Raw genomic sequence first — 25,672 nt, 5'->3', positions numbered from 1 at the left:
ATTTATGGTTATTTTAAAATTGACGACAACGAGAAATAGCCTGTTTTTCGAGCTTAATGGTCATGATGTTTTGTTTTTGTTAAATTTCGCCCAAGAGAAAACTGGACAATACCTGATACGTAATTAATCATTGTTGTGTAAATTTATGAATTCCGGAGGAGCAAATGCAGCAGTTACACAGTTACCTTTCTGGCGGCTGGGTGTTCGGCCAGGGCACCGCCCGCGAAATCCATCATGCCGTTACCGGCGAAGCGCTGTATCAGGTTTGTTCCGACGGGCTGCCGCTGGCCGCCAGCCTGGAGTATGCGCGCAGCCGGGGTGGCAAGGCGCTGGCGCAGATGACCTTCCAACAGCGCGCACAGATGATGAAAGCGGTGGCCAAACACCTGTTGGCTCATAAAGAAGCGCTGTATGACATTTCCTACCAAACCGGAGCGACTCGCAGTGACGGCTGGGTGGACATTGAGGGCGGTATAGCCACGCTGTTTGCCTATGCCGGTCTGGCAGGCCGTGAAATGCCGGACGATACCCTGTGGCCGGAAGACGAACTGATCCCGCTGTCCAAACAGGCGCAGTTTGCCGCCCGCCATGTGCTGACCTCACGCCCTGGTGTGGCTCTGCATATCAATGCCTTTAACTTCCCCTGCTGGGGGATGCTGGAAAAGCTGGCACCGACCTGGCTGGCCGGGATGCCGGCGATCATCAAACCGGCAACCGCCACCGCGCAGTTGACGCAGGCAATGGTCAAATTGATTATCGACAGCGGTTTGGTGCCGGAGGGCGCGCTGCAACTGGTGTGTGGCGGTATCGGCGATATGTTCGATCACCTCGATTATCAGGATGCGGTGACCTTTACCGGCTCGGCGCAGACCGGTCAGCGGCTGCGGGCCCATCCGCGCCTGCTGGAAAAATCCATTGCCTTCACCATGGAGGCCGATTCGCTCAACTGCTGCGTGCTGGGGGAAGACGTCACGCCGCAGATGCCGGAGTTTGCGTTGTTTATCAAAGAAGTGTGCCGCGAGATGACCGCGAAAGCCGGGCAGAAATGTACCGCCATCCGGCGGATTATCGTGCCGGCGAAGCGGGTGGCAGAGGTGCAGCAGGCGCTGTTGCAGCGCCTGGCCGGCGTTACGGTGGGCGACCCTAAACTGGAGCAGGTGCGCATGGGGGCGCTGGTCAGCCACGAACAACGCAATGACGTACAGCAAAAGGTCGATTTTCTGCTGCATAACGGCTGTGAACCCTTGTGCGGTGCCGTGGCGGATAAACTGACGGTGATGGGCGAAGATGCGAGTAACGGCGCATTTTACCCGGCCACCCTGTTGTACTGCGCCGATCCCTTTACCCATCAGGCGGTGCACGGTACCGAAGCCTTTGGCCCGGTGGCGACGTTGATGCCTTACCAGCACACTGAACAGGCGATCGAACTGGCGTTAATGGGCCAGGGCAGCCTGGCGGGATCGCTGGTGACCGCCGATGAAACACTGGCAACGCGCTTTATCCGCGCGACGGCCTGCGCCCATGGTCGTATGCTGATTTTGGATCAACAGGCGTCGGTGGAGTCCACCGGCCACGGTTCTCCGTTACCGATGCTGGTGCACGGCGGGCCAGGGCGAGCGGGAGGCGGTGAGGAGCTGGGCGGGTTACGGGCGGTAAAACACTATATGCAACGCACGGCGATCCAGGGTAGCCCGGCAATGTTGGCGGCGATTGGCCGTGAGTGGGTGCGCGGGGCAACGGTGATTGAGGATCCGGTTCATCCGTTCCGTAAATACTTTGAACAACTGCGGCTGGGCGAAAGCCTGCTGACCGCACGCCGTACGGTGACCGAGGCCGACATCGTTAATTTTGCCTGCCTCAGCGGTGACCATTTTTATGCTCATATGGACAAGATCGGTGCCGCCGAATCGCTGTTTGGCGAGCGGGTAGCGCATGGCTACTTTGTGGTGTCTGCCGCCGCCGGTTTGTTTGTCGACCCGGGGGTGGGGCCGGTGATTGCCAACTACGGCATGGAAAACCTGCGTTTTATCGAGCCGGTGAAAATTGGCGATACCATCCAGGTACGGCTGACCTGCAAGAAGAAAATCCGCAAGCCGCAGAAAACCGCTGAAGATCGTCCGCATGGCGTGGTGGTGTGGGATGTGCAGGTGCTCAATCAACATCAGCAGGCGGTGGCGTTGTATAGCATTTTGACGCTGGTAGCACGCCAGCAAGGGGATTTTGAGGCGGCAAGCTAAAGACGCAGCAGGGGGAAACCCTGCTGCTAACCGAGGATTAAATCAAGGGTTTGCGCAGCAGCGTTTCCAACATTTTTAGCGGTGACTGCCGTGGATTTTTCATCGCACTGACCGGCAGCAGGAAGGTTTGTTCCAACATAAACTGGCCGGCCATCGCTGCATGCGGCGTCTGATCGGAAAAACAGATCCAACTGCTGCCCGGCGGCAGGTCGAGTGCCAGCTGTGGGCCTTGCTGCTGGTAGTTTTGGTCGGCTTTCATAGCATCGTGCAGGTGCAGCATCAGGTGGTCGTAATGGCTGCGGCGGCGTTTGGTGATGCCGACCTTATGCTGCAGCCAACTGCCCAAGGGCGAATAGCGCGGCAGGCGCGGTATAAAACGCCGTGCCAATTGGGGGAAGGGTTCACCGACGCGCCATTGGCGATGCTCGCCGTGCGGATTGATGTTGGTAAAAATACGCAGGATACGCTCACCCTGATTGGGGCGTGACGGGAAGGCGTCAACGTGCAAACGACTGTCGTCCTTACGCCATGAACTGGCCGCACGCCAGGCCGAAACCGGGTGCAGGCGCAGGCTGTTAACCGGTGAATGCAAGGTCTGCTGATAATGAGGCAGTAAACCGGCGATTAACTGGCGGCAGGCCTGATAATAACGTTCCAGCAGTGCCTGTACCTGCGGTTGTTGCGCCGCTATTGCTACGCCAGATAATTTTTGGCTTTCTGGCCAATAGCTGATGTTTTTACGTTTTATATCCACCAGTGCGGGATCCAATAACGCTATTTCATCGGCTAACAATGGAAATTTTAATTCGGGTAAAAACAAGACTTTTCCTTGCTCCAGCGCCAGGGTGGCGGTGAGGGCAGCAGGCAGAGGGGCGCTATCCCACTGCCGTTGTGGCAATGTCATCAACGCTTGTTCCGGCATAAGGCTATCCATATGTATCCTATCTCCTTGCAATATAGGGTTCTTATAATTGTTTTTTATTTGAATGGAATATATAACCCGCGGGAATTATTCCCGAATTATATTAATGGCTAATAAACTGGCTTTAATAATGGTAACACTATTAAAATTCACCAAGTACTAAACAGAGATTAAACGATATGTTAATCGCACGAATGGGTAAAAATAGAATTAAACGGAATTAGTGGGTTTATTATTGGAAATTAATCAAAAACATCAATTAGGCATGATAATTCTATTAGGTGGCCTGGGTTTTTATCTGGGGCCGCCTTTTTGCTAAAGGCGGCCCATCGGATCAAGCGGAGTAAATGCGGTTTTTGCCCTGGGCTTTCGCTTGGTACAGTGCGCTGTCCGCCTGATTGATAAAGCTCATCGGCGTGTCGTTATACATATGCGGCACTTTGGCGTAGATCCCTATGCTGATGGTGATGACGCCATGTGGGTTGCCATCATGAGGTATTTTTAGCTCCCGCACTGCTTCAATGACGCGCTCGGCGAAAATCAGTGCGCCCTGGGCGTCGGTATCCGGCAAGATAATGGCCATTTCTTCGCCGCCGTAGCGGGCCATAATGTCGTTGCTGCGGCTGGCCATTCCCTTGAGCATTTGTCCGATCTGTTGCAGACACTGGTCGCCGGCAACGTGGCCATAGATGTCGTTATACTGCTTGAAATAGTCAATATCCAACATCAACAGCGCCACGCTACGGTAGTTGCGTGAGGCGCGCATCAGCTCATTCTTTAAGGCGATATCAAACTGACGACGGTTGGCCAGCCCGGTCAGGCCGTCCAGCAAGGCCAGTTCTTCCAGGGTGCGGTTGATACTGGTGAGCTGATCGCGAGTGCGCATCAGTTCGGCTTCGGTGCGCACGCTGTGGTTTATCTGACGCATCAACACCATCCCCATCGCCAACAGGATCGCCAGCAGGGTGGCGCCACCCAGGGCAAACAGGCCGGAATCGTTGCGCCAATCAGCCAGCACGTCTTTTTTCGACAACCCGGCGGCAATCACCAGTGGATAGCGGGTAACCCGTGAATAGCCGTAAATCCGTTCCACCTTGTCGTAGCGCGAGGTAATGGTGGCATTGCCAAATTCGGAATGTGGCAATATTTCCCGGAACAACACGCCCTCGGAAATATTCTTACCGATGGCCGCCAGGGAATAAGGGCGACGGTAGAGAATGGTGCCGTCCGCCAATAGTAAGTTGAGTGAAGCATCGCTGTTTAGCGCAAAGGTATCGTAAAACTGGCGGAAATAATTGATATACAATGTGGCCAGCACGACCCCGGCAAAACTGCCGTCCGGGTGGTTAAAACGGCGTGATACCGGAATGATCAAATCGCCGGTAGAGCGGCTGCGCACCACCTTGCCGATATAAACTGCATTGCTGTTGTGCTCGAGGTGATATTTAAAATATTCCCGGTCGGCATTGTTGGCGTTTTGTACAAAGCGGCCTGATGAAGTGACGACCCAATTACCTTGCGCATCGTAAACAAACAGCCCGTGCAGTTGCGGCAGGTTACCCACCTGTGTTTGCATCACTTTTTGCAATCGTAACAGCTGTGGGCTAGCCAGCCCGTCAACCTGAATGCGTTCACTCAGATCGGACAGCGTGCTGTCGGTCTGCATAAAGGTATCATCGGCATGCTGCGCCAGTGCACGGGCCAAATTGGCGGACTCATACTCGGCACTTTGCAAGTCGCGCTGATGGGCATTCCAAATTTGCCAGGCATTAAACAGGATCAGCGTAACGGCAACGATGACGACAAACACGCCGGCCTGAAATAATAACGGGGAGTTTTTACCGTTGCGAGGCCGTTCGGCATCCTGCAGTTGCTGCTGTGTCATGTCACCCTTGCTGTACAATCTTTAAATCGAGGTAGGAACAATCCTACATCTTATTCGTTATTCACCTGGACCACTACACCTTAAACGGCGAAAATGAATAAGTTGTTGAGGGCAGAGGAAGAATATATTGCCTCCGATTATACCCTTCGCATTAAAGCTGCGGAGAGAATACAGGGATCGCTTGCATGTCTGACTACATCATTATTACTTTGCTGACGCTGGTGGTTTATTACCCGGTGACGCTGGGCGTTCTGGCGTTAATGATCCTGTTTGCCTGGCGGCAGCGTAAGTCGCCTTATTGGCGTTTGGGACTGGTGCTGCTAACGGCGCTGTTTGTGCTGTTCGCCATGGCGGCCTATGACTGGTATCACTACAACTGATGGTTGATACCACGATGCCCGCTATCAGAGGCGGACACCGCAGCAGGATGAAGAACTATTCAACGTTAATCATCCAATTGACGCCAAACTGGTCGGTCAGCATACCAAAACCTTTGGCCCAGAAGGTGGACTGATAAGGCATGGTTACCTGGCCGCCCTGCGACAGTTTTTCAAACAGTTCGCGGCCTTGATCCACGGTACTCGGGTTGAGCGACAGGGCAAATCCTTTGTGTGATGCGTCGGCACCCTCCTGCGGGCAACCATCCGAGGCCATCAGCGCGGTTTCACCTATCAGCAGCCGGGCATGCATGATGGACTCCGGATTGACGTCTTGAGGGTTGCCCTGTTTGGCTTCTTCGGGCATCTCTTTGTAACGCATCATCATTTCAAGCGTGGCACCCAACTGCTGCACGTAGAAGTTCACCGCCTGTTCACAGTTACCGTTAAAGAATAAGTAGGGTTGAATCACCATGACATTGACCTCTGTTATGGCCCGTCTGGGCGTTTAGCGGCCTACGGCGGGCGGGAAACAATAGTTTCTAATTGCGACTATTGCTGTTGGAAACTTACAAGTGTAGTGCGATTTCCGCTGAATGCCTGGCTGCCGATCACGCTGTGGGGATTTTTCGCCCGCCCAGCAGTATTGACCGAAAAACCGGGATGGTTCATCCCGGTTTAGACAGATTATCTGAGCGGTCACAGTTCCTATACTCGTTACAACCTTCACTAACGGAGTCACTGTAATGAGCAAACAATCTTTGAATGGAAAAGTGGTGTTGATCGCTGGCGGTGCGAAGAACCTGGGTGGCCTGGTGGCGCGCGATCTGGCGGCCGGCGGTGCAGCAGCGATAGTCGTGCATTACAACAGCGATGCGACCCGGGCGGCAGCGGAGGAAACGCTGAAGGCGGTTAAAGCGGCGGGCGCACAGGCGATAACGGTGCAGGGCGATCTGACTAAACCGGCTAACGTGGCGCAGCTGTTTGAGCAGGCTATCAAGGCATTCGGCAAAGTGGATATTGCCGTTAATACCGCCGGTCTGGTAATCAAAAAACCGATTGCCGAGGTGACCGAAGCGGATTATGACAGCAGTTTTGACATCAATTCCAAGGCGGCTTTCTTCTTTATCCAGCAGGCGGGCAAGCATTTGGCCGACAACGGTCGCATTGTGTCCATCGTCAGCTCACTGCTGGCGGCTTATACGCCGTTTTATGCCGTCTATCCGGGCAGCAAGGCACCGGTGGAGCACTTTACCCGTGCCGCGTCCAAAGAGTTTGGCGAGCGGGGCATCAGCGTGAACGCCATCGGCCCCGGCCCAATGGATACGCCGTTCTTCTATGGGCAGGAAAGCAAAGAGGCGGTGGAATATCACAGCAGCGCCGCGGCGCTGAGCAAGTTCTCGAAAACCGGCCTGACCGACATTGAGGACATCGCGCCGATCGTCAAATTTCTGGTCACCGACGGCTGGTGGATCACCGGGCAGACGCTGTTTGCCAACGGTGGCTATACTACCCGTTAATCTCAATTTTGCTGCGGCCGATGCCGCAGCCTGTTTAACAGGATGCACTGCCGGTGGATAAAATAGGGAGATTGCGGGTCTTTATCCAGGTGGCCGAAGTGGGCAGTTTTATCCGGGCTTCGCAGATCCTGCTGATGCCAAAAACCACGGTTTCGGCCGCGATACAGCAATTGGAACATGAAATGGGCACCCGCCTGTTTCATCGCACCACTCGCCGGGTACAACTGACCAGCGACGGTGAACTGTTGCTCGAAAAGGCACGCAGCCTGCTGTTTGACGTGCAGGCATTGGAAAGTCTGTTTCACCGGCAAAACGGCCCGATCGGGGGGCGTTTGACGGTCGATGTCCCCAGCCGAATCGCCCGGAGAATGATCGTGCCGGCGCTGCCGGACTTTTTTCTGCAGTATCCCGAAATCCAACTGTTTCTCAGCGCCAGCGACCGTTCAGTCGATCTGATCCAGGAAGGGATCGATTGCGTGGTGCGTGTCGGTAGCCTCAGCGACAGCAGTCTGGTCAGCCAGCCGCTGGGCCGCCTGAGTATGATCAACTGTGCCAGTCCGGATTATTTACAGCGCTACGGGACCCCGGAGCATCCTGGCCAATTGGAAGATCACTGGGTGGTGGGCTATGCGCAGCCGACCCTGGCAGGGGCGGATAGCTGGCAGTGGCAGCAGGATGGACAGCATTTTGAGAAAACGTTGCCTAGTCGGGTGACGGTGAACAATGTGGAAAACTACATCGGCTGTTGCCTGGTGGGGTTGGGAATGATGCAGATACCGCGTTTTGATGTTCAACACTACCTGGATAACGGTAGCCTGTGCGAGATCTTGCCGCAGGCCCGGCCATCGGCAATGGGCATGGCTTTGCTTTATCCCCATCGTCGTCAGCGTTCGGCGCGTTTAACAGCCTTTTCCGAGTGGTTCAGCCAGTTAATCAAGCCGTTTTGCGAAACCTGAGGCCTGGTGGCCAATGGGATTTTTATCTAAGTGAGATGCTATTTATTATTGGCTTTCAGGCAATTAAATTTCTGTAAAAACAAGACACAATTAAAACCGCCAAAAAAGTGACAAAGGATGTGTAACATTACATCAGCAGCAGGGTAGCTGAGCCATCCCAGGCTGCAGCCAGGGCATAGATTGCAGCCAGTATCAGCAGAAACGGCGTGTTGGTCATGGTCTGTCCCCGGCGTGAAGTCTCGCCTGTCGTTATAGCCTGTATAAATGACAGTGAGATGAATTAGGCTAATTTTCGTACAGTAAAATTCAGACGGACGGAAATGGGTAAACTGCTGATATTTGACTATAGTAGTTGTGTGAAGACGCGTGTTTATCGTGATTTACCCTGTATCGTTCTGCCGTTAAGGGAAGGGGCAGGTGTGAAAGTATCGAGCAGGCGCCGTCGTGGGTCTGGTGATAGGGTTTCTTAAGGCAAAAGGTAATAGGGAGAGTAAAAATGGGCATTATTTCCTGGATCATTTTTGGGTTAATCGCCGGTATCTTGGCTAAATGGATCATGCCGGGCAAAGACGGTGGTGGCTTTATCGTGACCGTCATTCTGGGGATTATCGGTGCAGTTGTCGGCGGCTATATCAGTACCTTCTTCGGTATGGGTCGTGTGGATGGCTTCAATCTGGGCAGCTTTGTTGTCGCAGTCATCGGTGCCCTGGTGGTGCTTTTTGTCTACAGAAAGATCAGAAACTAATCAGATGCTGATCAACAGGGTCGCTGCGGCGGCCCTTTTTTCGTTAAATCACAAGGGTCGAGCGGCCTGAGCCGACGACTGGAAGGGGATTACCATGGGTCTTTTTGATAGCGTATTGGGCAATATTCTCGGCGGTGCCAACGGCGGTAAAGGCATCGATTACGTCGCCATCATGCAATGGGTCGAGCAACAGGGCGGCCTGCAGGCGATTCTGGACAAGTTCCGTCAGGGGCAATTCGGCGATGTGGTCGGTTCATGGCTGGGCAACGGTCAAAACCAGCAGATCAACGGCGATCACGTGCAGCAGGCGCTGGGCAGCGATGCCATCAATCAGCTGGCCGAAAAGCTGGGCGTCGATCCGGCTCAGGCATCCGCCACTATTGCGCAGTTCCTGCCAACGGTCGCTGACGCCGCATCGCCAAATGGCGAAGTGCAGCAGGACAGCAATGAACTGGGCGATATGGTCGGTAAACTGTTCAAATAATGTTTATGCCTCCGGCGCCTGGTCGGGGGCATAGTTTAACGTCATGCCTTCAATGTTCCCCAATGCCGTCAGCAAATACTCCACCCAGGCCCGCACTTTGCCGGGAATAAAGCGCGCCGCGGGATAAACCGCATGCAGCGCCATCGGCGGATAACGCCAGGCCGGCAAAATGGGCACCAACGCGCCACTCGCCAATTGCCGACCGATCAACGGCCGCTGTGCACCGCCAATGCCCAGCCCCGACTCAATCGCCGCCAGCAATGAAAAAGTGTTGTTAGCACGGAATACCGGACGCAGCTCCACCATCTCGGGGCCATGAGGGCCGATTAACGTCAGCGTGTCTGCGTCGCTCAGGCCGCTGTAACGGATGTGCGGATGGGTTGCCAGCTCTGCCAGCGTTTGCGGTTCACCCTGGGCTGCCAGGTAAGCCGGTGAGGCCACCAGAATACGTTGTAACTCTCCCAGTCGTCGCGCCACCGTGCCAGGTGAACTCAGTTCGCCAAAGCGGATCGCTACATCGATGCCTTCACCGATCACATCCGCCCGACGATCGTCCAGCAACAGTTCGATGTTCAGTTGCGGATGTTGTTGCTGAAAGGCGATCGCCAGCGGCGTCAGGTGTTGTTGGCCGAAACCTGTTGGTGCATGGATGCGTAACGAACCCTGCAGCCGCAGGTTTTGGCCATGTAGCACTTCTTCCGCTTCACCCACCGCCGCCAGAATCGGTTTGATTTGTCGGTAATAGCCCGCACCGGCATCGGTCAGCGTCACGGCGCGGGTGCTGCGAAACAGCAGTTGTGCGCGCAGCTGTTGTTCCAGGCTGGCGATCTGTTGGCTGACCGCCGGTTGTGTCAGGCCCAGATCGCGAGCGGCGGCCGACAGGCTGCCCAACTCGGCTACCCGAACAAAAGTCTGCATGGCGTTTAGCTTGTCCATCGGCTCTCCATCTATAGATTTTACTTATAAGTGATAGTAATAAACCCCACCTACCGCAAGCTTAACTAATAAATCATAGTAAAAGTCTCAATAGATACTGAAGCGGAGACATAACATGCAAAACGACAAACTGGCGCTGGTGGTCGGCGCTAACGGCGTTATTGGCGGCAAGCTGATTGAAGAGCTGGAACAACAAGGTTGGCAGGTGATTGGCCTGTCGCGGCGCGGAGGCGTTGACCGGCCGCAGGTGCGTTATCTGGCGGTCGATCTGTTGGATACACAGGCAACGGCTGATGCCTTGCGCCCGCTGACCCAGGTCAGCCACATTTTCTACGCAGCCTATCAGGATGCGCCGGATTGGGCGGGGCTGGTGGCGCCAAACCTGGCGATGCTAAGCAATGTGGTGGAGGCGTTGGAACCGGTGGCGCATGGGCTGGAGCACATTAGCCTGATGCAAGGCTATAAAGTGTATGGCGCCCATTTAGGGCCGTTCAAAACCCCGGCGCGTGAAAGTGATGCCGGGCATATGCCGCCGGAGTTTAATCTGGAACAGCAAAGCTATCTTGAACAGCGCCAGCAGGGGAAGAACTGGCACTGGAGCGCCATTCGCCCCAGCGTCGTCGGTGGTTTCTCGCTTGGCAACCCGATGAATCTGGCGCTGACCCTGGCGGTTTATGCCTCGATCAGCAAGGCGCTGGGGCTGCCATTGCGTTTTCCCGGCAAACCAGGGGCTTACCACAGCCTGCTGGAAATGACCGATGCCGGGTTGCTGGCGCGAGCTACCTTGTGGGCGGCTACGGAGCCGGCGGCGGCTAATCAGGCATTTAACATCAATAACGGTGACCTGTTCCGCTGGAGTGAGCTGTGGCCGAAAATTGCCGGCTATTTTGATCTGGAAGTGGCGCCGCCGTTGCCGATGCCGCTGGAGTCGGTGATGGCGGATAAAAGTGAGCTGTGGCAGGCGTTGGCGCAACAGCATCATTTAGTCGAAACGGATTACCGTGCGGTGGCGAGTTGGCGTTTTGCCGATTTTGTTTTCTCGTGGGATTACGACATGTTTGCCGATGGCAGTAAGGCACGCCGTTTTGGCTTCCATCAATTTGTCGAAACCGAAGCGATGCTGTTCGCGCTGTTTGACGAATTCCGCCGTCGCAAGATAATTCCTTAAGTCGGCTGGCGGGACAGGCGTTTTTTATGGCAATCTTTGGCTGCCGCACCAAGCGGCAGTCAGGAGGCCGTCACCCCGACCGGCCCGGATCGATGATGAGGAATTAACTGTGACAGGGATAACCGCCATACTGACGCTTTTGCTGGCGCTGGTGACCATTGCGCCACTTTCAAAGCATGCAGCCTGGTGGATCCGGGTGTGGGATTTCCCCCGCCTGCAAATACTGGCGCTCTCGTTGCTGGTGTTATTGCTTAACCTGCTGTTTGTACCGCTGTCACCCTGGGTGTGGGGCATGATAGCCGTGAATCTGGCCTGTGTGGTTTATCAGGCCGCGTGGATTTACCCTTATACCCGGCTGAGCAAACCCCAGGTGCTGGATTTTACCGGCTACCAGAAGAAACCGCGTATCCGCATTCTGGTGTCCAACGTGTTAACGCCCAATCGGCAGGCGGACAAGTTGCTGGCGTTGGTGGCGACCGAACGGCCGGACGTGCTGGTGGCGGTAGAAACCGATGCCTGGTGGGAGCAGCAGCTGTCGGCGCTGGAACAGGACTATCCTCACAGCCTGAAATGCCCGCTGGATAACCTGTACGGCATGCATGTCTATTCGCGGCTGAAACTCAGCGATGCGCAAATACAATATCTGGTGGATGAGCAGATCCCGTCGATGCACATGATGGTGCATTTGCCGCAAGGGCCACAGATACGACTGCACTGTGTGCACCCGATGCCACCCAGCCCGACCGAGAATGAAGAGTCGGAAGATCGCGATGCCGAGCTGGTGATGGTGGGCAAAAGCGCAGCCAAATCGGAGTTACCGGTAATTGTGACCGGCGATTTGAACGATGTGGCCTGGTCGACCACCACCCGGCTGTTTCTGAAAGTCAGCGGCCTGTTGGATCCGCGCCGTGGGCGTGGCATGTTCAGCACTTTTCACGCCGGCTATCCGTTTCTGCGTTGGCCCCTGGACCATGTGTTTCATAGTGATCATTTTGTTCTCGGTTCGCTGCGCCGCCTAACCAGCGTCGGCTCGGATCACTTCCCGATAATGGTGGAACTGGTGTATTCGCCGAAGCAGGGGGCACAGCAGGAAAGTCTGGAGAAAGACAGCGAAGACGAAGCGCTGGCGCAAGAGAAGTTAGCCAATACCGACTCCACGCCGGAAGAGGTCCACACGCCAGGCAGCTGAGTACGTCCCCCCGCGACCCCTGCTGCGGGGGGCGTATGACCTAGATAGTCAGCATGATTTTACCGATATGCTGACTGGACTCCATCAGCGCATGGGCTGCTGCGGCCTGATCCAGCGGGAAGGTTTTGAATATCTGCGGTTTTAATGCGCCGCGCTCCAGCAGCGGCCACACCTTCTGGCGTAAATCAGCGGCAATTTGCGCTTTATCTTCCACGCTGCGTGCACGCAAGGTCGAGCCGGTATGGGTCAGGCGCTTGATCAACAGCGGCATCAGGTTCAGTTCCTTCACCACGCCGTTCTGGGTGCCGATTTGCACAATGCGGCCGTCCATCGCCGCCGCCTGATAGTTCTTCGCCACATAGTCACCGGCAATCAGATCGACAATCACGTCGGCTCCCTTGCCGTTAGTGGCGCGCTGGGTCTGCTCAACAAAATCTTCGTTGCGGTAGTTAATCGCCACATCGGCACCCAATGCCAGACTGGCCTGGCGCTTCTCTTCGGAGCCGACGGTGGTGATCACCTTGGCGCAAAAGGCTTTCGCCAGCAGGGTGGCGACAGTGCCGATACCGGAGGTTCCGCCGTGGATCAAAACGGTTTCGCCAGCCTTAAGGTGCCCGCGCTGGAACACGTTGACCCATACGGTAAAGAAGGTTTCCGGGATCGCCGCCGCTTCAATCAGGCTAAAGCCCGCGGGGACCGGCAACGCATTGCTTTCATGTACTTTGCAGTATTCTGCGTAACCGCCGCCGGCAATCAGGGCGCAAACCGCGTCGCCGATGGCGTAATTTTGTACCCCAATACCGATAGCGACTACGGTACCGGCGATCTCCAGACCAGGAATATCCGATGCGCCAGCAGGCGGTGCGTATTGGCCGCGGCGTTGCAACACGTCAGGGCGGTTAACGCCGGCGGCAGCAACCTTCACCAGAATTTCTCCCTGTTGCAGGGTTGGCAGCGGTCTTTGGCTGCTAATCAGAACCTCTGGTTCGCCAGGCTGGCTGATTTCGACGACTTTCATGGTGTTGGGCAGCGCTGGGTTGGCTGACATGGTGATTCTCCTCAGTTGGCGTTCAGGCGCAGTAACCAGTGTAGGTAACCGCCTGCTGTAATTCATGTTTTATCTTACATAAATGCCGAAGGGAGAATGTGGATCATAGGGCGGTCGCAAGGGGAAAGGTGGGGCGCCGCCGCAGGGGCGGCATGGGATCAGTCATTGGGTGGGATGCGAAAACCTTTTAGCGAGACGATAAAATGTTCTTTCCCTTTGGAGATTTTGGCGCCTCGATCACACCACAGGCTGGCGAGCTGGAAAAAGTCGTCGCTGTCGATGTCATAGGCCAGTTCGATTTTTTTTGCCGTGCCGTAGCGGATCAGCTTTTCGGCTTCCTGGTGGTTGGTTGCTCTAATGGTGGTCATAACGAAATCCTTGGTATTAAGCCAGTGCGGATAATCGCCAACCATGATATGGCCATATTGTGACAATTTTGTGATGAAAAAATGACAGGGTGCAGTTCTGTGGCCAGGGGCAGGGTGTTAATGCCATACCCCTGTACGCTTGCATTAACGATCGTAGGGACGCAGCAAGGTGCTTTTCTTCTGAGATTTGAAATGCTTATACAACGCGAATCCTGCGATGCCGGCTAATACGGCCAGCAAAGATAAATATTCAGTCGCCATCTGACAACCCTCCGATAAAGCATGGCTAAGGAGTGGTTATTTGTGACAGCTATCACGTTACGCAGCAATGAGAGCATTCTGTAAGTCGGCAGGTGCTTGATATTCAGGCATAAAAAAAGCGCCTATAGGGAGGCGCATAAAATATTACAACACAGCTTGTTGTGTTCAGCACCAGGAGGAGTGGTGAACAGAGTGCCATTGTATGAACACTGTGCTGCGGCTGATATAGGGATAACTCTTAAAGCCGCGTTACCACTGATAACCCATGCTCACATTGTAATCAGGTTCCTGATCGGTGGAGTAGGGATCTGACTGACGGCGGCGATCGGTTTTTTTCACCGGGCCGTTATTCGGGCCGTATTTAAGCGACGAATACGGCTTGGCGCGCGGGCGACTGCAGCCGGGGTGATCACATTCCATATCAACGCGAAAACCGGTTTTGTCTTCGGTTTCCGACCACACCACCGGTGGCTTGGCCGATTTTTTTTCCGGGCCAAGGGCGGTTTGCGGTGCGGGTGCCGGTTTGATACTGGGGTCTGGTGCGGTGTAGGACAGGTCCAGCGCCTGGGCGGGGGCGCTCAGTATCAACAGAGCAGTGCAGCAGGACGCTGCCAGCGTATGCCATCTCAGCATGGTCAATCTCCCTTTATAGTTACGCCGCGCAACTATAAATTAGTCAGACGAGAATTACTATCATTTGTGGCCGAAAATGGCGCAGAGCAGAGTTGGCGGCGCCAGCGTTCGGGTCTACTCTATGAGTAACTTCTCTTTATAAGACATTGAGCTATGACCACTGACACTGCGTCGTTGAGCTTACGCCAACGCAGTTATCGATTGTTGTTCGACAACCACTCCCGTAGCGGCCGCAGAATGGAAGCCTTTTGGGTCAGTACCGCGCTGCTCAGCGTGGTGCTGCTGTTTCTTGAGCCGGGCGGCAGCGCCTTGTACGCGCCGGGGCAGCAAGCGATTTATCTTTTCTTTTATGCCGAGATTTTTTTTACCGTTATTTTCACGATCGAATATTTGCTACGGCTGTGGAGCACCCCGCGTGACCAACACTATGCCCGCAGTTTTTTCGGCGTTGTCGACCTATTGACGGTGCTGCCGATGTACATCATCTGGTTTTACCCGCATATGACGGTGGAATTCGTGATGCTGCTGCGCGTCGTGCGGATACTGCGGGTGTTACGGGTGTTGAAACTGCTGCGTTACATGAGTGAGATGGGCATGATTTGGCGCAGCATCAAACTGGCGCGTCACAAGCTGGCGATGTTTTTTGGTTTTGTCGCCGTGGTGCTGTGCGTCTTTGGCGGCCTGATGTATGCGATTGAGGGGGGCAGCGGGGGCTTTACCAGCCTGGCGGCCTCCGTTTATTGGGCGGTAGTGACGCTGACCACCGTGGGATACGGCGATATTGTTCCCCATACCCCGTTGGGGCGGTTACTGACTTCGGTACTGATCCTGCTGGGCTATTCAATCATCGCGGTGCCGACCGGCATTCTGACGGCCTATATGTCGCAGGAGCTGCAACGTAACCGTGAAAGGCGTAATTGTGAGCAATGTCAAAGAGGTGGCCACGAGACTGAGGCCATATTTTGTAAATATTGTGGCAGTGCCTTACCCCCGTTAGCCGGGAAACACAGTCACAAATGACGACAAATTAAGCAGATCGGGTGAAATCCTGTGCGTTTAGCCTCGTTTCCACAGAGGGGCTTATAAAAAGAGTTGCTATTAAAGCCCCGTCATGAGTTAATGCTTCTCGGCCTGTGGTACAGACCTATTTATGCACGACATTTTGAGTAAAGTAGTTCAAATTTAAAGCGTTATCCTAGATAGCTCTTCACTGACGAATTTCCTTTCTAGTGCCTCCATAAGTAACTGATGACCGGCTATTTCTTGCCCATGGTGGCGTAAATTTAATATTGTAGGAATTAAACATGTCTAACATGATCAAAGGTCAAGTGAAGTGGTTCAACGAGTCTAAAGGTTTCGGTTTCATCACTCCAGCAGACGGCAGCAAAGATGTGTTCGTACACTTCTCTGCTATCCAGGATCAAGGCTTCAAGACCCTGGCTGAAGGCCAGAACGTACAGTTCTCTATCGAGAACGGTGCTAAAGGTCCGTCAGCGGCTAACGTTACCGCTATCTAATCGGCCTCTCGCTGATTAATAAAAACCCGCCAAGGCGGGTTTTTTTGTGCCCGCTATTTGCCGCAGGCAAAAAAAAAGCCCGCAAGTCTGCGGGCAAAAGTTCCTTGTTACTTCTTCATTTGCAGGTACTTCTCTGGGGGGAAGCACCAGCGAACAGACTACCTGTTGCACGCTTAAGATTCTGCGGACAAAACGTTAAGAAAGTGAAAAGGCCACGGGCCGAATGGCCTGCTACGCTTGTAGAAAGGCGCTACGCAGGAGAGCTGCGGATTTACTGCAGTGTACGGTATTTTTCTTACCGCATTTTGTAATACACTGACATCAATGACAAATGATGGGGTAGGGCATGAAAGCTAACGATCTGGTAACGGTAAAAACTGATGGTGAGCAACGGCGTGAGGGAGTGATTCTGGCGGTAGAAGAGTTTAACGAGGGGGTAATGTATCTGGTCTCTTTGCCTGACTATCCTGCCGGTGTCTGGTTCTTTAACGAGATAGACAGTCGTGACGGCACCTTTGTTGAACTGCGACAGGTCGCTTCTCAGGTTCCAGACTCCAAATAGCCCGGTTTGTTAATTTAATTTGCAAGATTTACGGTGGGTGATTATTTCACAGCGCTAGGAATAATCGGTTTTTTGCTGCGGGAATACCCGCCGCGGCCGAGATTTTCGTCGCGAGCAGGTATTTAGGTTATTTAAATGCGTGGTTTCCAGCACTCTGTGCTGAACAACATTTAAAACCAACGTTTGGCAGAGTACACAACAAAGCTTTTAACCTAGCGGCTATTGACAAATATTCCGCTGGTTAGCGTGTCGGTCAAACGAACAACATGATAAATAATCTGTTTGTTGTGCGTTTTAATTTTTCTTTTGATATTTCCCTTGTGGGAAGAGACGGTTTTGGCTTTAATTTGCATCTGGTCGGATATCTGGATGGTGCCCTGACCCGACATCCACATGCGTAACATGTTTGATTCAGTTTGGCTGAGCGTAACCGGAGTCTGATCAAATGAGGTTTTTTCAGTGCGAGGAGCTTTTCTTTCCAGATAGTGACTAAGTAGTTGATTCATAGTCTCTGGTTTGATCGATTTTGACGAGATGATGACATTTTTACGAACATATAAATAATCGTCAAAATGTACGTTGGTGATGGCCATAAAGATGAAGAATAAGGTGTCAGGGTGCAGTGATATCACCCCTTTTATACGTTCCGTCGCGTTAGCTTCGTGTATAAAACAGTCTTCATTAATAAATACCAGGCTAGGCTTCAACTTGCTGCATTTTTCATGCAGATCGTCGATATCACCAATAGCATTAATCTGGCGTTTTTTTACTCCGTGCGTTGTCAGGTAGTCTGTTAAACCCAATCTGGTATAGCTGCATGAATCCATAATGATCGTTGGCATATCTCACCCCCACTTAAATCCGTTTTACCGCGGTAACAAAAAGAAAAAGCCTGAAGCCTAAAAGGCAAAAAAGAACAAAAAGAGTCACATCCAGGAATGTTCTATCAATAAATACGGTAGTACTCAACGATATTTTCTTTCTAAACTAATTAACATCATGAACCTATAAGTTTAGCTTAAGTCAGAATAATCTGCTGGCGTAAGGATTGCGGGGCAGTAACGGCAACTTGTGCTTGAGCCGCGTGCTCGCTGGTATTTTTATCATTGAATCTGCCCATCATGTCACGAAACGAAATTTTAGATTGCTAGGAAAATTCTTAAAAAAAATTCATGTGTTGTTTTTTTAACATTTCTTGGCCTATTTATTCATCAGTGTAAGTGCTGTAAGGTTTTAACGGTTTTATTTTTATTAATATTATCATATGGTTATATTTATTTCATGGGTTTTTGATAATGATAATTCTTCCATTCCTTATCACTTGCGATAACCAATAGTCACACAGAGTTAACATTGCCCGGTGTTTTTGTTACGAAAATTGGCGTTATAACAAAGAGTTGATGTGATTATTCGTGCTGTTACGACTAATGTGATAAATGTCAGTGAGTGATTAATTGGTTTTTCTGAACTATTTGGGCAGCATCCCAGGGTACCAATATTCGTTGATCGGCCGGGGGGGTTAATGCTGCCGTAGAATAATCACCGACAGCAATCAATAGTGTGGCGTTACCTTGACTTGTCCTATCTGCCAGTCTCTGCGAGGCAGTGACGTATCGATTCCAACGCCAGATGGATATCGCTTTCCTCGGTCATCCAGTTGACCAACGCAGCACGGACCCCCGGCTGTCCGTTATAACGGGTAGGGGTGCAGCGCACTACGCCGTGCCGATCGAGACGGGCTATAAAGCGATCGCGTGCAGCAGTAGCATCGCCTGCGACATTTTTGAGCGCAAAGCACACTACGTTCAGATTGACTGGCGCCAGCAGGTGGAAACCCGCGCTGGCCGTCAGCTCTGCCCCCAGCAACTGCGCCAGTCGAACATTGCGTTCAACCATATCTTGCATACCGCTGCGGCCATAAGCTTTCAACGCCATCCACAACGGCAGGGCGCGAAAACGCCGCGAGTTTTCCGGAGTCAGGTGCAGGTAGTTGTCTGGCCGCTGCGTCGGCGCTTCCAGATAAGCCGAATGGTTTTGGAAGACCTGCATCTGCAATGCCAGATGACGGCTAAATTGGATCGCGCTGTCGTAGGGCACGTTCAACCATTTATGTGCATCAACGGTAATCGAGTCAGCCTGCTCCCAACCGGCTAAGCGTGGCGCATAGTGCGGTGAACAGGCCGCCACGCCGCCAAAGGCCGCATCAACGTGTAACCAGAACGGGTAGCGCTCGCGCAACACCAGCAGCTGCTGCAGGTCGTCGAAGACCACGGTATTCACCGTTCCGGCACTGGCCAGCACCATGGTCGGTACACCGACACTGGCGGCCAGATGCCGTTCCAACGCAGCAGGGTCGATAGCTTCGGAGTTCGGCAGGCTGTCGATAATTTTTAATGCGTCGCGACCCATGCCGAGCATGCTGAGTGCTTTTTCGCTGCTGGAGTGCGCATTCGCTGACAAAACCTGTATGGCCCCTAACGCTGCCAACCCCTGTTCCGCAACATTGATGCCGCGCTGCTGCCCCAACCATTGGCGGCCGATGGCCATGCCGACAAAGTTGGCCATGGTTGCCCCGCTGACAAAACTGCCGTTGAATGCCTCTGGCAGACCCAACAAGTCTTTTAGCTGCACAATGGTCGCCAGTTCAATTGCCGCGGCCACGGTATCGTGGCTCAGCTGGCTATTTTGGTCGACAGCGCTAACCAGCCAGTCTGCTGCCAATGCGGCGGGGGTCGAGCCGCCGGTAACAAAGCCAAAATAACGCGGCCCGGCGCTGGCAGAAAGACCCTCGGCATAACGCAGCCAGAAATCGTCCAGTGCCGCCAGTGCGCCATCGCCGCTGTCAGCCAGTAAATTGTCACCCGGCTGTAGCTGTTGAGCGGCCAGAGGGGGGCAAACCGGGCGCTGTTGCAGGCCCGTCAGGAAGCCTTCGGCCAACTGCCGGGTGCGGTCGAGTATCTGTGGAAATTGCTCAAGGTCCTGCTGTAAACGTGGGTGCATCGCTGACTCCAGATGTAAGGGGCATGAGTGACAGCCTAGAACATTTGCTTTGTGGCGAAAATCGATGAAAAATGGCCTTTTTGGATAGGCTGGCTAACCAATGCTAAATGACTCGATCCCACTGCACATTCTGCCGACCTTTGTGATTGCCGCCCGGTTAGAGAATTTGCGCGCTACGGCCCTGCAAGTACATCTTACCCATGGTGCCGTCAGCCAGCAGATCCAACAGCTCGAACGGGCAATCGGCTGCCCGCTGTTTGAACGGCAGGGGCGCGGGCTGCGCCTCAATAGCGCCGGACGTGAGCTGTTGGCCGTTGCCGAACCGGCGCTGCAGGTATTGCAGCAGGGTGTCAGCCGGGTCAGAAGGATTGCGCAAAGTCAGGCTCTGCGTATCAGCGTGCTGCCCTCTTTTGCGCATTACTGGTTAATGCCGCGTCTGCCATCTTTTCATACGGCCTGTGCCGATATTGCGCTGGATATTGACGCCTCGCTGGTAGTGCAGGATCTGGTGCGCAAAGGGTTTGATGCGGCCATCCGCCTCGGCAATGGTCAATGGGCAGAGATGCAGGCACAGTGGATTGCCTCCGGAGAGGTAGTGCCGGTGGCTACCCCGGCGCAGGCCGACCAGTGGCAGGCAGCATTTGACCGTGGCGCGTCAGGCATACCGCTGTTGGAACATGATGTTACGCCGTGGCGTAGTTGGTTCACTGCGCATCAGCAGGTGGAGTCCGGCCGTCCCTTGGCATTATTCAATGATGCGGGATTGTTGATCCGCGCGGCTGAGCAAGGGTTTGGCATCGCGCTGGTGAAAAAACTGCTGGTGAGTGATGCGCTGGCAGAGGGCCGGTTGACCGCACTGGCACCGGCACGACATCTTGATCAGATAGACTTTTATCTGGTTTGGCCGCAAGCCGCCGGATTGACGCCGGCGGTCGAAGCATTATTGCACTGGTTGCAGCGGCAACTGGCCTGAGTTTAGCGGCGTAGCCATTGCGGTTGTGAACTGCCAAGGGTTGTCGCAGGCAATGCCCAGAGCAGTGCTGTGCCGTTCAACCGTAGCGGCGCGATAAGGCGTTGTGCCGCCCCCCAATGGGTCAGCTCGGTTTCCGGGTTTTCATCCGCAGCGGTGGCTGCAGCCAGCGGCGTTAACGGATGCTGTTGCGGGTAAGGGTTATCAAACAGCAGTTGTGCCGTCCGTGCCAGGGAGAGTCGGGCGCTATAGCCGGTACCCTGTAGCAGGCGTTGACGCATGCCGTGCAGCACCGCCGTCGCCATCAGGTAGCCGGTTGCGTGATCGAGAGCCTGCACCGGCAGGGGGACAGGTACGGCGGCGTTTTTCCATTGCATGCCGGATTCTGCCAGCCCACAGCTCATTTGCACCAGGCTGTCGAAACCACGCCGTCCTCGCCACGGGCCACTCCAGCCATAGGCGTTGAGGCAAACGTCGATCAATCCCGGCGATAGTGTGCGGCGTTGTTCTGCGCCATAACCCAGTTTTTCCAGCGCCCCGGCGCGATAACCATGAACCAGAACGTCGGCGTTTTTCAGTAAATGTTCGAAGGTGTGGCGATCGTGGGGGTTGTTCAGGTTCAGCCGTGCGCAGCGCTTACCGAGGATCACTTCATGTTCGACGCCGGGTTCTTCCCAACCGTAGGGATCGATACGTAATACGTCGGCCCCCAGACCGGCAAGAAAGCGCGTGGCGATCGGCCCGGCGATAATCCGCGTCAAATCCAGCACCCGCACGCCGTGCAGTGGTCTGGCGGCTGGCAGCGCCCAGCCGGGGGGCGGAGCTTCCGCCTGTTGTCGTTGATGGCAAAGCGGCTCCTGTGCAACGCTCTTGCCCTGAATATGTTGTCGCCATGCCTCGATTGAGCGCATTTCAGCCGCGCAGCCGCCGGCCTCGATCACTGCCTGCTCCAGTTCACCTTTTTTCCACGTCAGCACCTTTTGCGCCAGTGCGTTTTTATCCTGATGCGGGCCAAGCACTTGTTCTACGGCTTTGCGGTGATGAGGGGCATTGGTATGCAGGCGGATCCAGCCATCCCTGGTGGCATAGTCACCCGCCAGCGCGTCCCAGGCGGCCGGCAATGACCACCCCAGTGGCCGTAAGGTCCAGCCGAACCACAGCGATGCCAGCCGGCTGTCGACAAACACCTGCGGTTGCCCGTCCTGATTTTGTTGCAGCAGTTGAGCGCAGGCCAGCCCGGCGGCCCCCAGGCTGGCGGTTGCCAGCTCACTGACCGGGAATGCGCTGTTCAGGCTGCCTTCGCCGCCGACCGTCAGCGCAATTGCTGGCGTGTTGTCGCTGTGGCCGAAGCTTTGCCCGATTTCTGCGAGCAGTGTTTGAGTAAGGGTATCCATCATCAACTCCAGGTTGCCGGTCGGGGGACTGTGCCTAGCCTAGTTCACCCCGACCGGAGTTGCTATGGTGTGATGTTCAGGATGCGACCGTCCGCCAGTTTGGCTCGCAGACTATGGGCGGCAATGCCATCGAACGCTTGTTGGCCAAAGTTGGCCGTCAGGGTTGAACCGTCGCTGAAGGTGGTTTGCTGTACCCAACCGGCTTGATCAAGCCATTGGAAGTCGGTCAGTGCCTTATCCCACAGTGCCAGATGCAGCGGACGGAAGGCCGCATCGGCCTGTTTGATTTGCGGCAGGCGTGTCTGCAAGGTCGCGCGGCTGAGGTGGAACATCGGCGCGGTGTTGTACAACAGGCTCAGCAGGCTGCGGGTGGTTTTAACATCGCTAAACTTCAGGTTGTCGTAATTCCAGTGGTGGCTGCTGATCACTGCATCGTGAAACACCGCCTGATACATGGGCAGACGATAACGCGGATCAAATTCCACCGTCCGATAAGGCTCTTTTACTTTGGCCGGGCTGAAGAAGAAAGCCGGTTGGGCATTGGGCCACCAGGCACCCAGGTAATAAGGCGAGGATTTGTCTTGATTCATCTGCTTATCCCCCCAGCCAAAGCCCCAGGTTTCCATGCCGTGGGCAAACATGATGTGGCGTGCGGTTACCGCGTTGCCATCCTCGGAGCCGAGCGGCAGCTTAAGGGTATTGCTGAACCAGGCCAGCCGCGCATTGCGGGCCTGCGCCATTTGCGCTGCGCCGGTCGGGTGATCGGGCTGATAGTCGTCTGAAACCATCCCGGTACCGTCAACGTCCAAAAACAGGCTGTTTAGCCCGGCCAACTGCACCAGTTCGCGCATGCGCTGCTGAGAGTAAGGCAGCACGCAGCCTGGATTGAGGTAGTAACCCTGCTTGCCGAAACCGGGCTTTTTACTGCCGTCGGCCCGTACTATGGCGCACTTTTCACGTAGCGCCGTTGGCAGTTGTGCGGTTAGCCAACTGTCATTGACTCCGCGTGGGATCGCGGTGTCGTAAGAGTCGTAGCTGGCAATCAGGTAACCCGATTTTTTGGCACTTTCTACCGCCTGCGGATGCAGGAATTCGGCGGTCCAGTTGTCGGTGCCCAGCCACAGACGGGGCAGGCCAGCCTGGTGCAACGCCTCGATCAGCGGTTTCGCCAGCCCCTGGCCCCAGCTATCCGGCGGTGTCAGATAGGCCCCAAGCTGTCGCTGCGCCCATTCCCGCACGTTAGTGGCTTGCTGGCGCTGCGCCTGCAGAAAATCCTTGTCATCCGGCGTGGCGTCGAGCGGCGTTAATGCCACCAACGCCTGATTAAGAGCATCAACCAAGGCTTGTTGCTGCCAGGCTTCCGGCGTTTTCCCCGCCAGTTTCTGCACCGTTTTCTGGCTTTCGGCATCCATTTTCTGCCACAGCGTTTCGCCGGTTGGCGATGTCAGCCAGGCAAGTAATCCCGGCCAATTTTTCACGTCGGCCGGTGCCAACAGCTTGTCGCCCCACAGATAAATATGGGTGGCACCTATCAGTTTCTCACCCTCCGGCGCGATACGGATTTTATCGCGCAGGCTGCTGAACTGCCCGCTCTGCTGCAGGTATTCGCGATAACGGCGAGCGCCGGAAAGTGGGGTATCGCCTACGTGCAGCAATACCTCGAAGGCTTGTTGTTGATTAAAACGGTTGAACTGGTGGCTGCTGTGCATGGTGAGCATGTTTTTAGCGCCGGCAAAGGTAACCTGATTGCTGAACGGGGTGAGCAACAACCAGCTATAAACCTTGCCCTGCTGTTGTTGGCTCCACAGCGGCAGCTTCAGATCCCAGTTGGTATCCAGCGGTGTCATTTCTTTCACCAGATAACGCTGCCAGACGGCGTTATCCAGCGGGATGCGGCTGCCTTCGCCAATCGGTAACAGTAGGGTGGTGGCCTGCGGCGGCAGGGTGAACCAGTTCAGCGTTTGCGCCCGGTCGCTGCTGAAGCTCAGGCGCAGATCGCCGCCTTCCAGCCTGGCGGTGAGCTGCATGGCGCTGTTGGGCCATTGCCAACTTGCCTGGGCAGGCGTGCTTTGCAGGTTAGCCACGGTTTGCCCAACCTGCGCCTGGTTGACCTGGATCTTGCCTGCGGTGACCTGCAGCGTGGCCGGATCGATTTCATAGCGGATTTCACCCTGTTGCAAGAGCAGGGCCTGGGCGGGGAAACCGGCAAACAGGGCGAGGCTGATAGAGAGGCGAAGCATGTTCATCGAATAGTTGTCCTTGGTGATGATTGTCCTGCTGAACTTTCAGTTTATCGGGAATTAGCGGGCGGCCCAATGCTAATTATCTATATTCGCGTGATGAGTCAAATATACGAAATTAGTGAGTTTAGTTTTCGTTTAATAATTTTGCCTTTACATCATCACCCCACGTCACTATACTCAGCCAAAATTTCAGTGAGGAAACACAATTGGACAGTTTTAGTTGCAGTGATATAAACAAGGCAAGCTGACCAATCCTCTTCTGATTTGTTGCTTGCCGAAAACGGCGGGCAGCACCCCTCTCAAGTTATTCCGAGCTGTGCAAACCCGAATCTTATTGTTGTCCCTGTTGCCCAATGGCATCGGGTGAATTGATTTGGACGCTATTATGGCCACTTTCAGCCACAGCCTTTTCCCTCCAGGCATTCACACGCCCAACCGCTGATTTATTATCGGCGAGATTTCGCGTGTGCTAAAAAGCACATGATTTTATCTCCTGCAGTTATTTAAGGGGAAAGTCATGGCTATGACTCCTTTTGTTTTAAATTTATTACTGGCGATGAGCCTGGGCGCGGTTATTGGCGCTGAGCGGCAGTGGCGCCAACGTATGGCCGGTCTGCGCACCAATGCATTGGTGGCAACCGGAGCTGCGGTCTTTATCCTCAGTTCCATGTCTACCGATCCTTCCAGCGCCGGACGAGTTGCCGCGCAAATTGTCTCCGGTATCGGCTTTTTGGGTGCCGGGGTGATCATGCGTGAAGGGTTGAATATCCGCGGGCTGAATACCGCCGCCACGCTGTGGTGTTCTGCGGCGATCGGCGTGCTGTGCGGCCTTGGGCAGTATTGGAACGCGGTACTGGCGACGTTGGTGATCCTGTGTGCGAATATCCTGCTGCGCGAAGCGGCGCAGCGTATCAACCTGCAACCCCAGCAGCAGGCGACCGATCTGGAAGTGTGCTACCGCATTCAGGTCACCTGCGGTGAGCAGGATGAAATACTGGTGCGTACCCTGATATTGCAGGCGCTAAATGGTGTGGCATTAAAATTACAATCGCTGCGCAGTGCGGATATTTCCATTCCCGGTCAGTTGGAGGTTTGCGCGGAAATAACCGCAAATCCCTCGGTGCAAAAAGAAATTGAGGGCATAGTCTGTCGTGTCAGCCTGGAAAAAAGCGTGAGTGCCGTGCGCTGGCGCATTGCTTCCGAATTGCCTGTTTGATTATTGATAAATATTCACTTTATTAAGTGATAAGGAGGCGT

Annotated in this window: 24 protein-coding genes; 13 read left to right on the top strand and 11 right to left on the bottom strand. The window is 54.5% G+C overall.

Annotated features, from left to right (window positions below):
- Positions 1-164: 164 nt before the first annotated feature.
- A complete protein-coding gene (paaZ, locus tag SERS4_RS0116430; RefSeq protein ID WP_017893306.1) occupies positions 165-2,237 on the top strand; it encodes a phenylacetic acid degradation bifunctional protein PaaZ in 2,073 nt (690 codons plus the stop codon).
- A 37-nt stretch (positions 2,238-2,274) separates the two neighbouring features.
- On the opposite strand, the gene SERS4_RS0116425 is transcribed toward paaZ, so the two are convergent.
- Entirely contained in the window at positions 2,275-3,171 is an 897-nt protein-coding gene (locus tag SERS4_RS0116425; protein ID WP_017893305.1) for a Kdo hydroxylase family protein, read from the bottom strand.
- Positions 3,172-3,493: 322 nt separating this feature from the next.
- Entirely contained in the window at positions 3,494-5,044 is a 1,551-nt protein-coding gene (locus SERS4_RS0116420; RefSeq protein ID WP_017893304.1) for a GGDEF domain-containing protein, read from the bottom strand.
- 185 nt (positions 5,045-5,229) lie between these two features.
- Here SERS4_RS0116420 and SERS4_RS0116415 point away from each other — a divergent pair, with 185 nt between their 5' ends.
- Positions 5,230-5,424 (top strand): hypothetical protein, encoded by a 195-nt coding sequence (locus tag SERS4_RS0116415; RefSeq protein WP_012145786.1) that lies wholly within the window; start codon positions 5,230-5,232, stop codon positions 5,422-5,424.
- A gap of 55 nt (positions 5,425-5,479) precedes the next feature.
- Here the strand turns inward: SERS4_RS0116415 and SERS4_RS0116410 are convergent, their stop codons facing one another.
- A complete protein-coding gene (locus tag SERS4_RS0116410) occupies positions 5,480-5,896 on the bottom strand; it encodes a VOC family protein (protein WP_012145785.1) in 417 nt (138 codons plus the stop codon).
- A 271-nt stretch (positions 5,897-6,167) separates the two neighbouring features.
- Between SERS4_RS0116410 and SERS4_RS0116405 the strand changes: the two genes are divergently transcribed.
- The 4 genes from SERS4_RS0116405 (at position 6,168) to SERS4_RS0116385 (ending at position 9,126) form a co-directional block, all read left to right on the top strand.
- Positions 6,168-6,941 carry an SDR family oxidoreductase gene (locus tag SERS4_RS0116405; RefSeq protein ID WP_012145784.1) on the top strand — a complete coding sequence of 258 codons (774 nt, stop codon included), beginning with the start codon at positions 6,168-6,170 and terminating at the stop codon, positions 6,939-6,941.
- Positions 6,942-6,994: 53 nt separating this feature from the next.
- Complete coding sequence (locus tag SERS4_RS0116400) at positions 6,995-7,897, top strand: LysR family transcriptional regulator (protein ID WP_026142436.1); 903 nt, start codon at positions 6,995-6,997, stop codon at positions 7,895-7,897.
- A 496-nt stretch (positions 7,898-8,393) separates the two neighbouring features.
- Positions 8,394-8,642, top strand: a complete 249-nt coding sequence (locus SERS4_RS0116390; RefSeq protein ID WP_017893301.1) for a GlsB/YeaQ/YmgE family stress response membrane protein — start codon at positions 8,394-8,396, stop codon at positions 8,640-8,642.
- Positions 8,643-8,736: 94 nt separating this feature from the next.
- On the top strand, positions 8,737-9,126 hold the full coding sequence (locus tag SERS4_RS0116385; protein WP_017893300.1) for a YidB family protein: 390 nt from the start codon (positions 8,737-8,739) through the stop codon (positions 9,124-9,126).
- A gap of 3 nt (positions 9,127-9,129) precedes the next feature.
- Here the strand turns inward: SERS4_RS0116385 and SERS4_RS0116380 are convergent, their stop codons facing one another.
- Positions 9,130-10,062: a LysR family transcriptional regulator gene (locus SERS4_RS0116380; RefSeq protein ID WP_012145780.1), complete on the bottom strand. Its 933-nt coding sequence runs from the start codon at positions 10,060-10,062 to the stop codon at positions 9,130-9,132.
- Positions 10,063-10,177: 115 nt separating this feature from the next.
- Here SERS4_RS0116380 and SERS4_RS0116375 point away from each other — a divergent pair, with 115 nt between their 5' ends.
- Positions 10,178-11,230, top strand: coding sequence for an SDR family oxidoreductase (locus tag SERS4_RS0116375; protein ID WP_017893299.1), 1,053 nt, complete (start codon positions 10,178-10,180; stop codon positions 11,228-11,230).
- A gap of 109 nt (positions 11,231-11,339) precedes the next feature.
- Positions 11,340-12,419, top strand: coding sequence for an endonuclease/exonuclease/phosphatase family protein (locus SERS4_RS0116370; protein WP_017893298.1), 1,080 nt, complete (start codon positions 11,340-11,342; stop codon positions 12,417-12,419).
- A gap of 40 nt (positions 12,420-12,459) precedes the next feature.
- Here SERS4_RS0116370 and SERS4_RS0116365 read toward each other — a convergent pair whose 3' ends face one another.
- The 3 genes from SERS4_RS0116365 to SERS4_RS0116350 all read right to left on the bottom strand — a co-directional run bounded on the left by SERS4_RS0116365 (position 12,460) and on the right by SERS4_RS0116350 (position 14,729).
- Positions 12,460-13,467 (bottom strand): NAD(P)H-quinone oxidoreductase, encoded by a 1,008-nt coding sequence (locus tag SERS4_RS0116365; protein WP_017893297.1) that lies wholly within the window; start codon positions 13,465-13,467, stop codon positions 12,460-12,462.
- Positions 13,468-13,625: 158 nt separating this feature from the next.
- The gene (locus SERS4_RS0116360; protein ID WP_012145776.1) at positions 13,626-13,835 is read right to left on the bottom strand and encodes a hypothetical protein; all 210 of its coding nucleotides are present in this window, start codon (positions 13,833-13,835) and stop codon (positions 13,626-13,628) included.
- A gap of 510 nt (positions 13,836-14,345) precedes the next feature.
- On the bottom strand, positions 14,346-14,729 hold the full coding sequence (locus tag SERS4_RS0116350; protein WP_012145775.1) for a hypothetical protein: 384 nt from the start codon (positions 14,727-14,729) through the stop codon (positions 14,346-14,348).
- Positions 14,730-14,882: 153 nt separating this feature from the next.
- Here SERS4_RS0116350 and SERS4_RS0116345 point away from each other — a divergent pair, with 153 nt between their 5' ends.
- From SERS4_RS0116345 to dsrB, 3 genes are all read left to right on the top strand, one after another.
- Positions 14,883-15,749, top strand: coding sequence for an ion transporter (locus tag SERS4_RS0116345; protein ID WP_017893294.1), 867 nt, complete (start codon positions 14,883-14,885; stop codon positions 15,747-15,749).
- 284 nt (positions 15,750-16,033) lie between these two features.
- Positions 16,034-16,246 (top strand): transcription antiterminator/RNA stability regulator CspE, encoded by a 213-nt coding sequence (gene cspE / locus SERS4_RS0116340; protein WP_004946278.1) that lies wholly within the window; start codon positions 16,034-16,036, stop codon positions 16,244-16,246.
- 346 nt (positions 16,247-16,592) lie between these two features.
- Positions 16,593-16,808 (top strand): protein DsrB, encoded by a 216-nt coding sequence (gene dsrB / locus SERS4_RS0116335; protein ID WP_017893293.1) that lies wholly within the window; start codon positions 16,593-16,595, stop codon positions 16,806-16,808.
- Between the two features lie 212 nt (positions 16,809-17,020).
- Here the strand turns inward: dsrB and rcsA are convergent, their stop codons facing one another.
- Together rcsA and SERS4_RS0116325 are read right to left on the bottom strand one after the other, a co-directional pair.
- Positions 17,021-17,650 (bottom strand): transcriptional regulator RcsA, encoded by a 630-nt coding sequence (rcsA, locus tag SERS4_RS0116330; protein WP_012145772.1) that lies wholly within the window; start codon positions 17,648-17,650, stop codon positions 17,021-17,023.
- Between the two features lie 739 nt (positions 17,651-18,389).
- A complete protein-coding gene (locus SERS4_RS0116325; RefSeq protein WP_017893292.1) occupies positions 18,390-19,808 on the bottom strand; it encodes a pyridoxal-dependent decarboxylase in 1,419 nt (472 codons plus the stop codon).
- A 100-nt stretch (positions 19,809-19,908) separates the two neighbouring features.
- Here SERS4_RS0116325 and SERS4_RS0116320 point away from each other — a divergent pair, with 100 nt between their 5' ends.
- Entirely contained in the window at positions 19,909-20,781 is an 873-nt protein-coding gene (locus SERS4_RS0116320; RefSeq protein ID WP_017893291.1) for a LysR substrate-binding domain-containing protein, read from the top strand.
- 2 nt (positions 20,782-20,783) lie between these two features.
- On the opposite strand, the gene SERS4_RS0116315 is transcribed toward SERS4_RS0116320, so the two are convergent.
- Together SERS4_RS0116315 and SERS4_RS0116310 are read right to left on the bottom strand one after the other, a co-directional pair.
- Positions 20,784-22,172 (bottom strand): CoA transferase, encoded by a 1,389-nt coding sequence (locus SERS4_RS0116315; RefSeq protein ID WP_017893290.1) that lies wholly within the window; start codon positions 22,170-22,172, stop codon positions 20,784-20,786.
- 62 nt (positions 22,173-22,234) lie between these two features.
- Positions 22,235-24,418: a glycoside hydrolase gene (locus tag SERS4_RS0116310; RefSeq protein WP_017893289.1), complete on the bottom strand. Its 2,184-nt coding sequence runs from the start codon at positions 24,416-24,418 to the stop codon at positions 22,235-22,237.
- Between the two features lie 514 nt (positions 24,419-24,932).
- Between SERS4_RS0116310 and SERS4_RS0116305 the strand changes: the two genes are divergently transcribed.
- Positions 24,933-25,631, top strand: coding sequence for an MgtC family protein (locus tag SERS4_RS0116305; RefSeq protein ID WP_012145767.1), 699 nt, complete (start codon positions 24,933-24,935; stop codon positions 25,629-25,631).
- Positions 25,632-25,672 lie beyond the last annotated feature (41 nt).

This window comes from Serratia sp. S4 (genome assembly GCF_000347995.1).
Lineage (GTDB): Bacteria > Pseudomonadota > Gammaproteobacteria > Enterobacterales > Enterobacteriaceae > Serratia > Serratia quinivorans.
The sequence above is the reverse complement of the archived record's forward strand: the minus strand, read 5'-3'. Positions and strand labels throughout refer to the sequence as shown.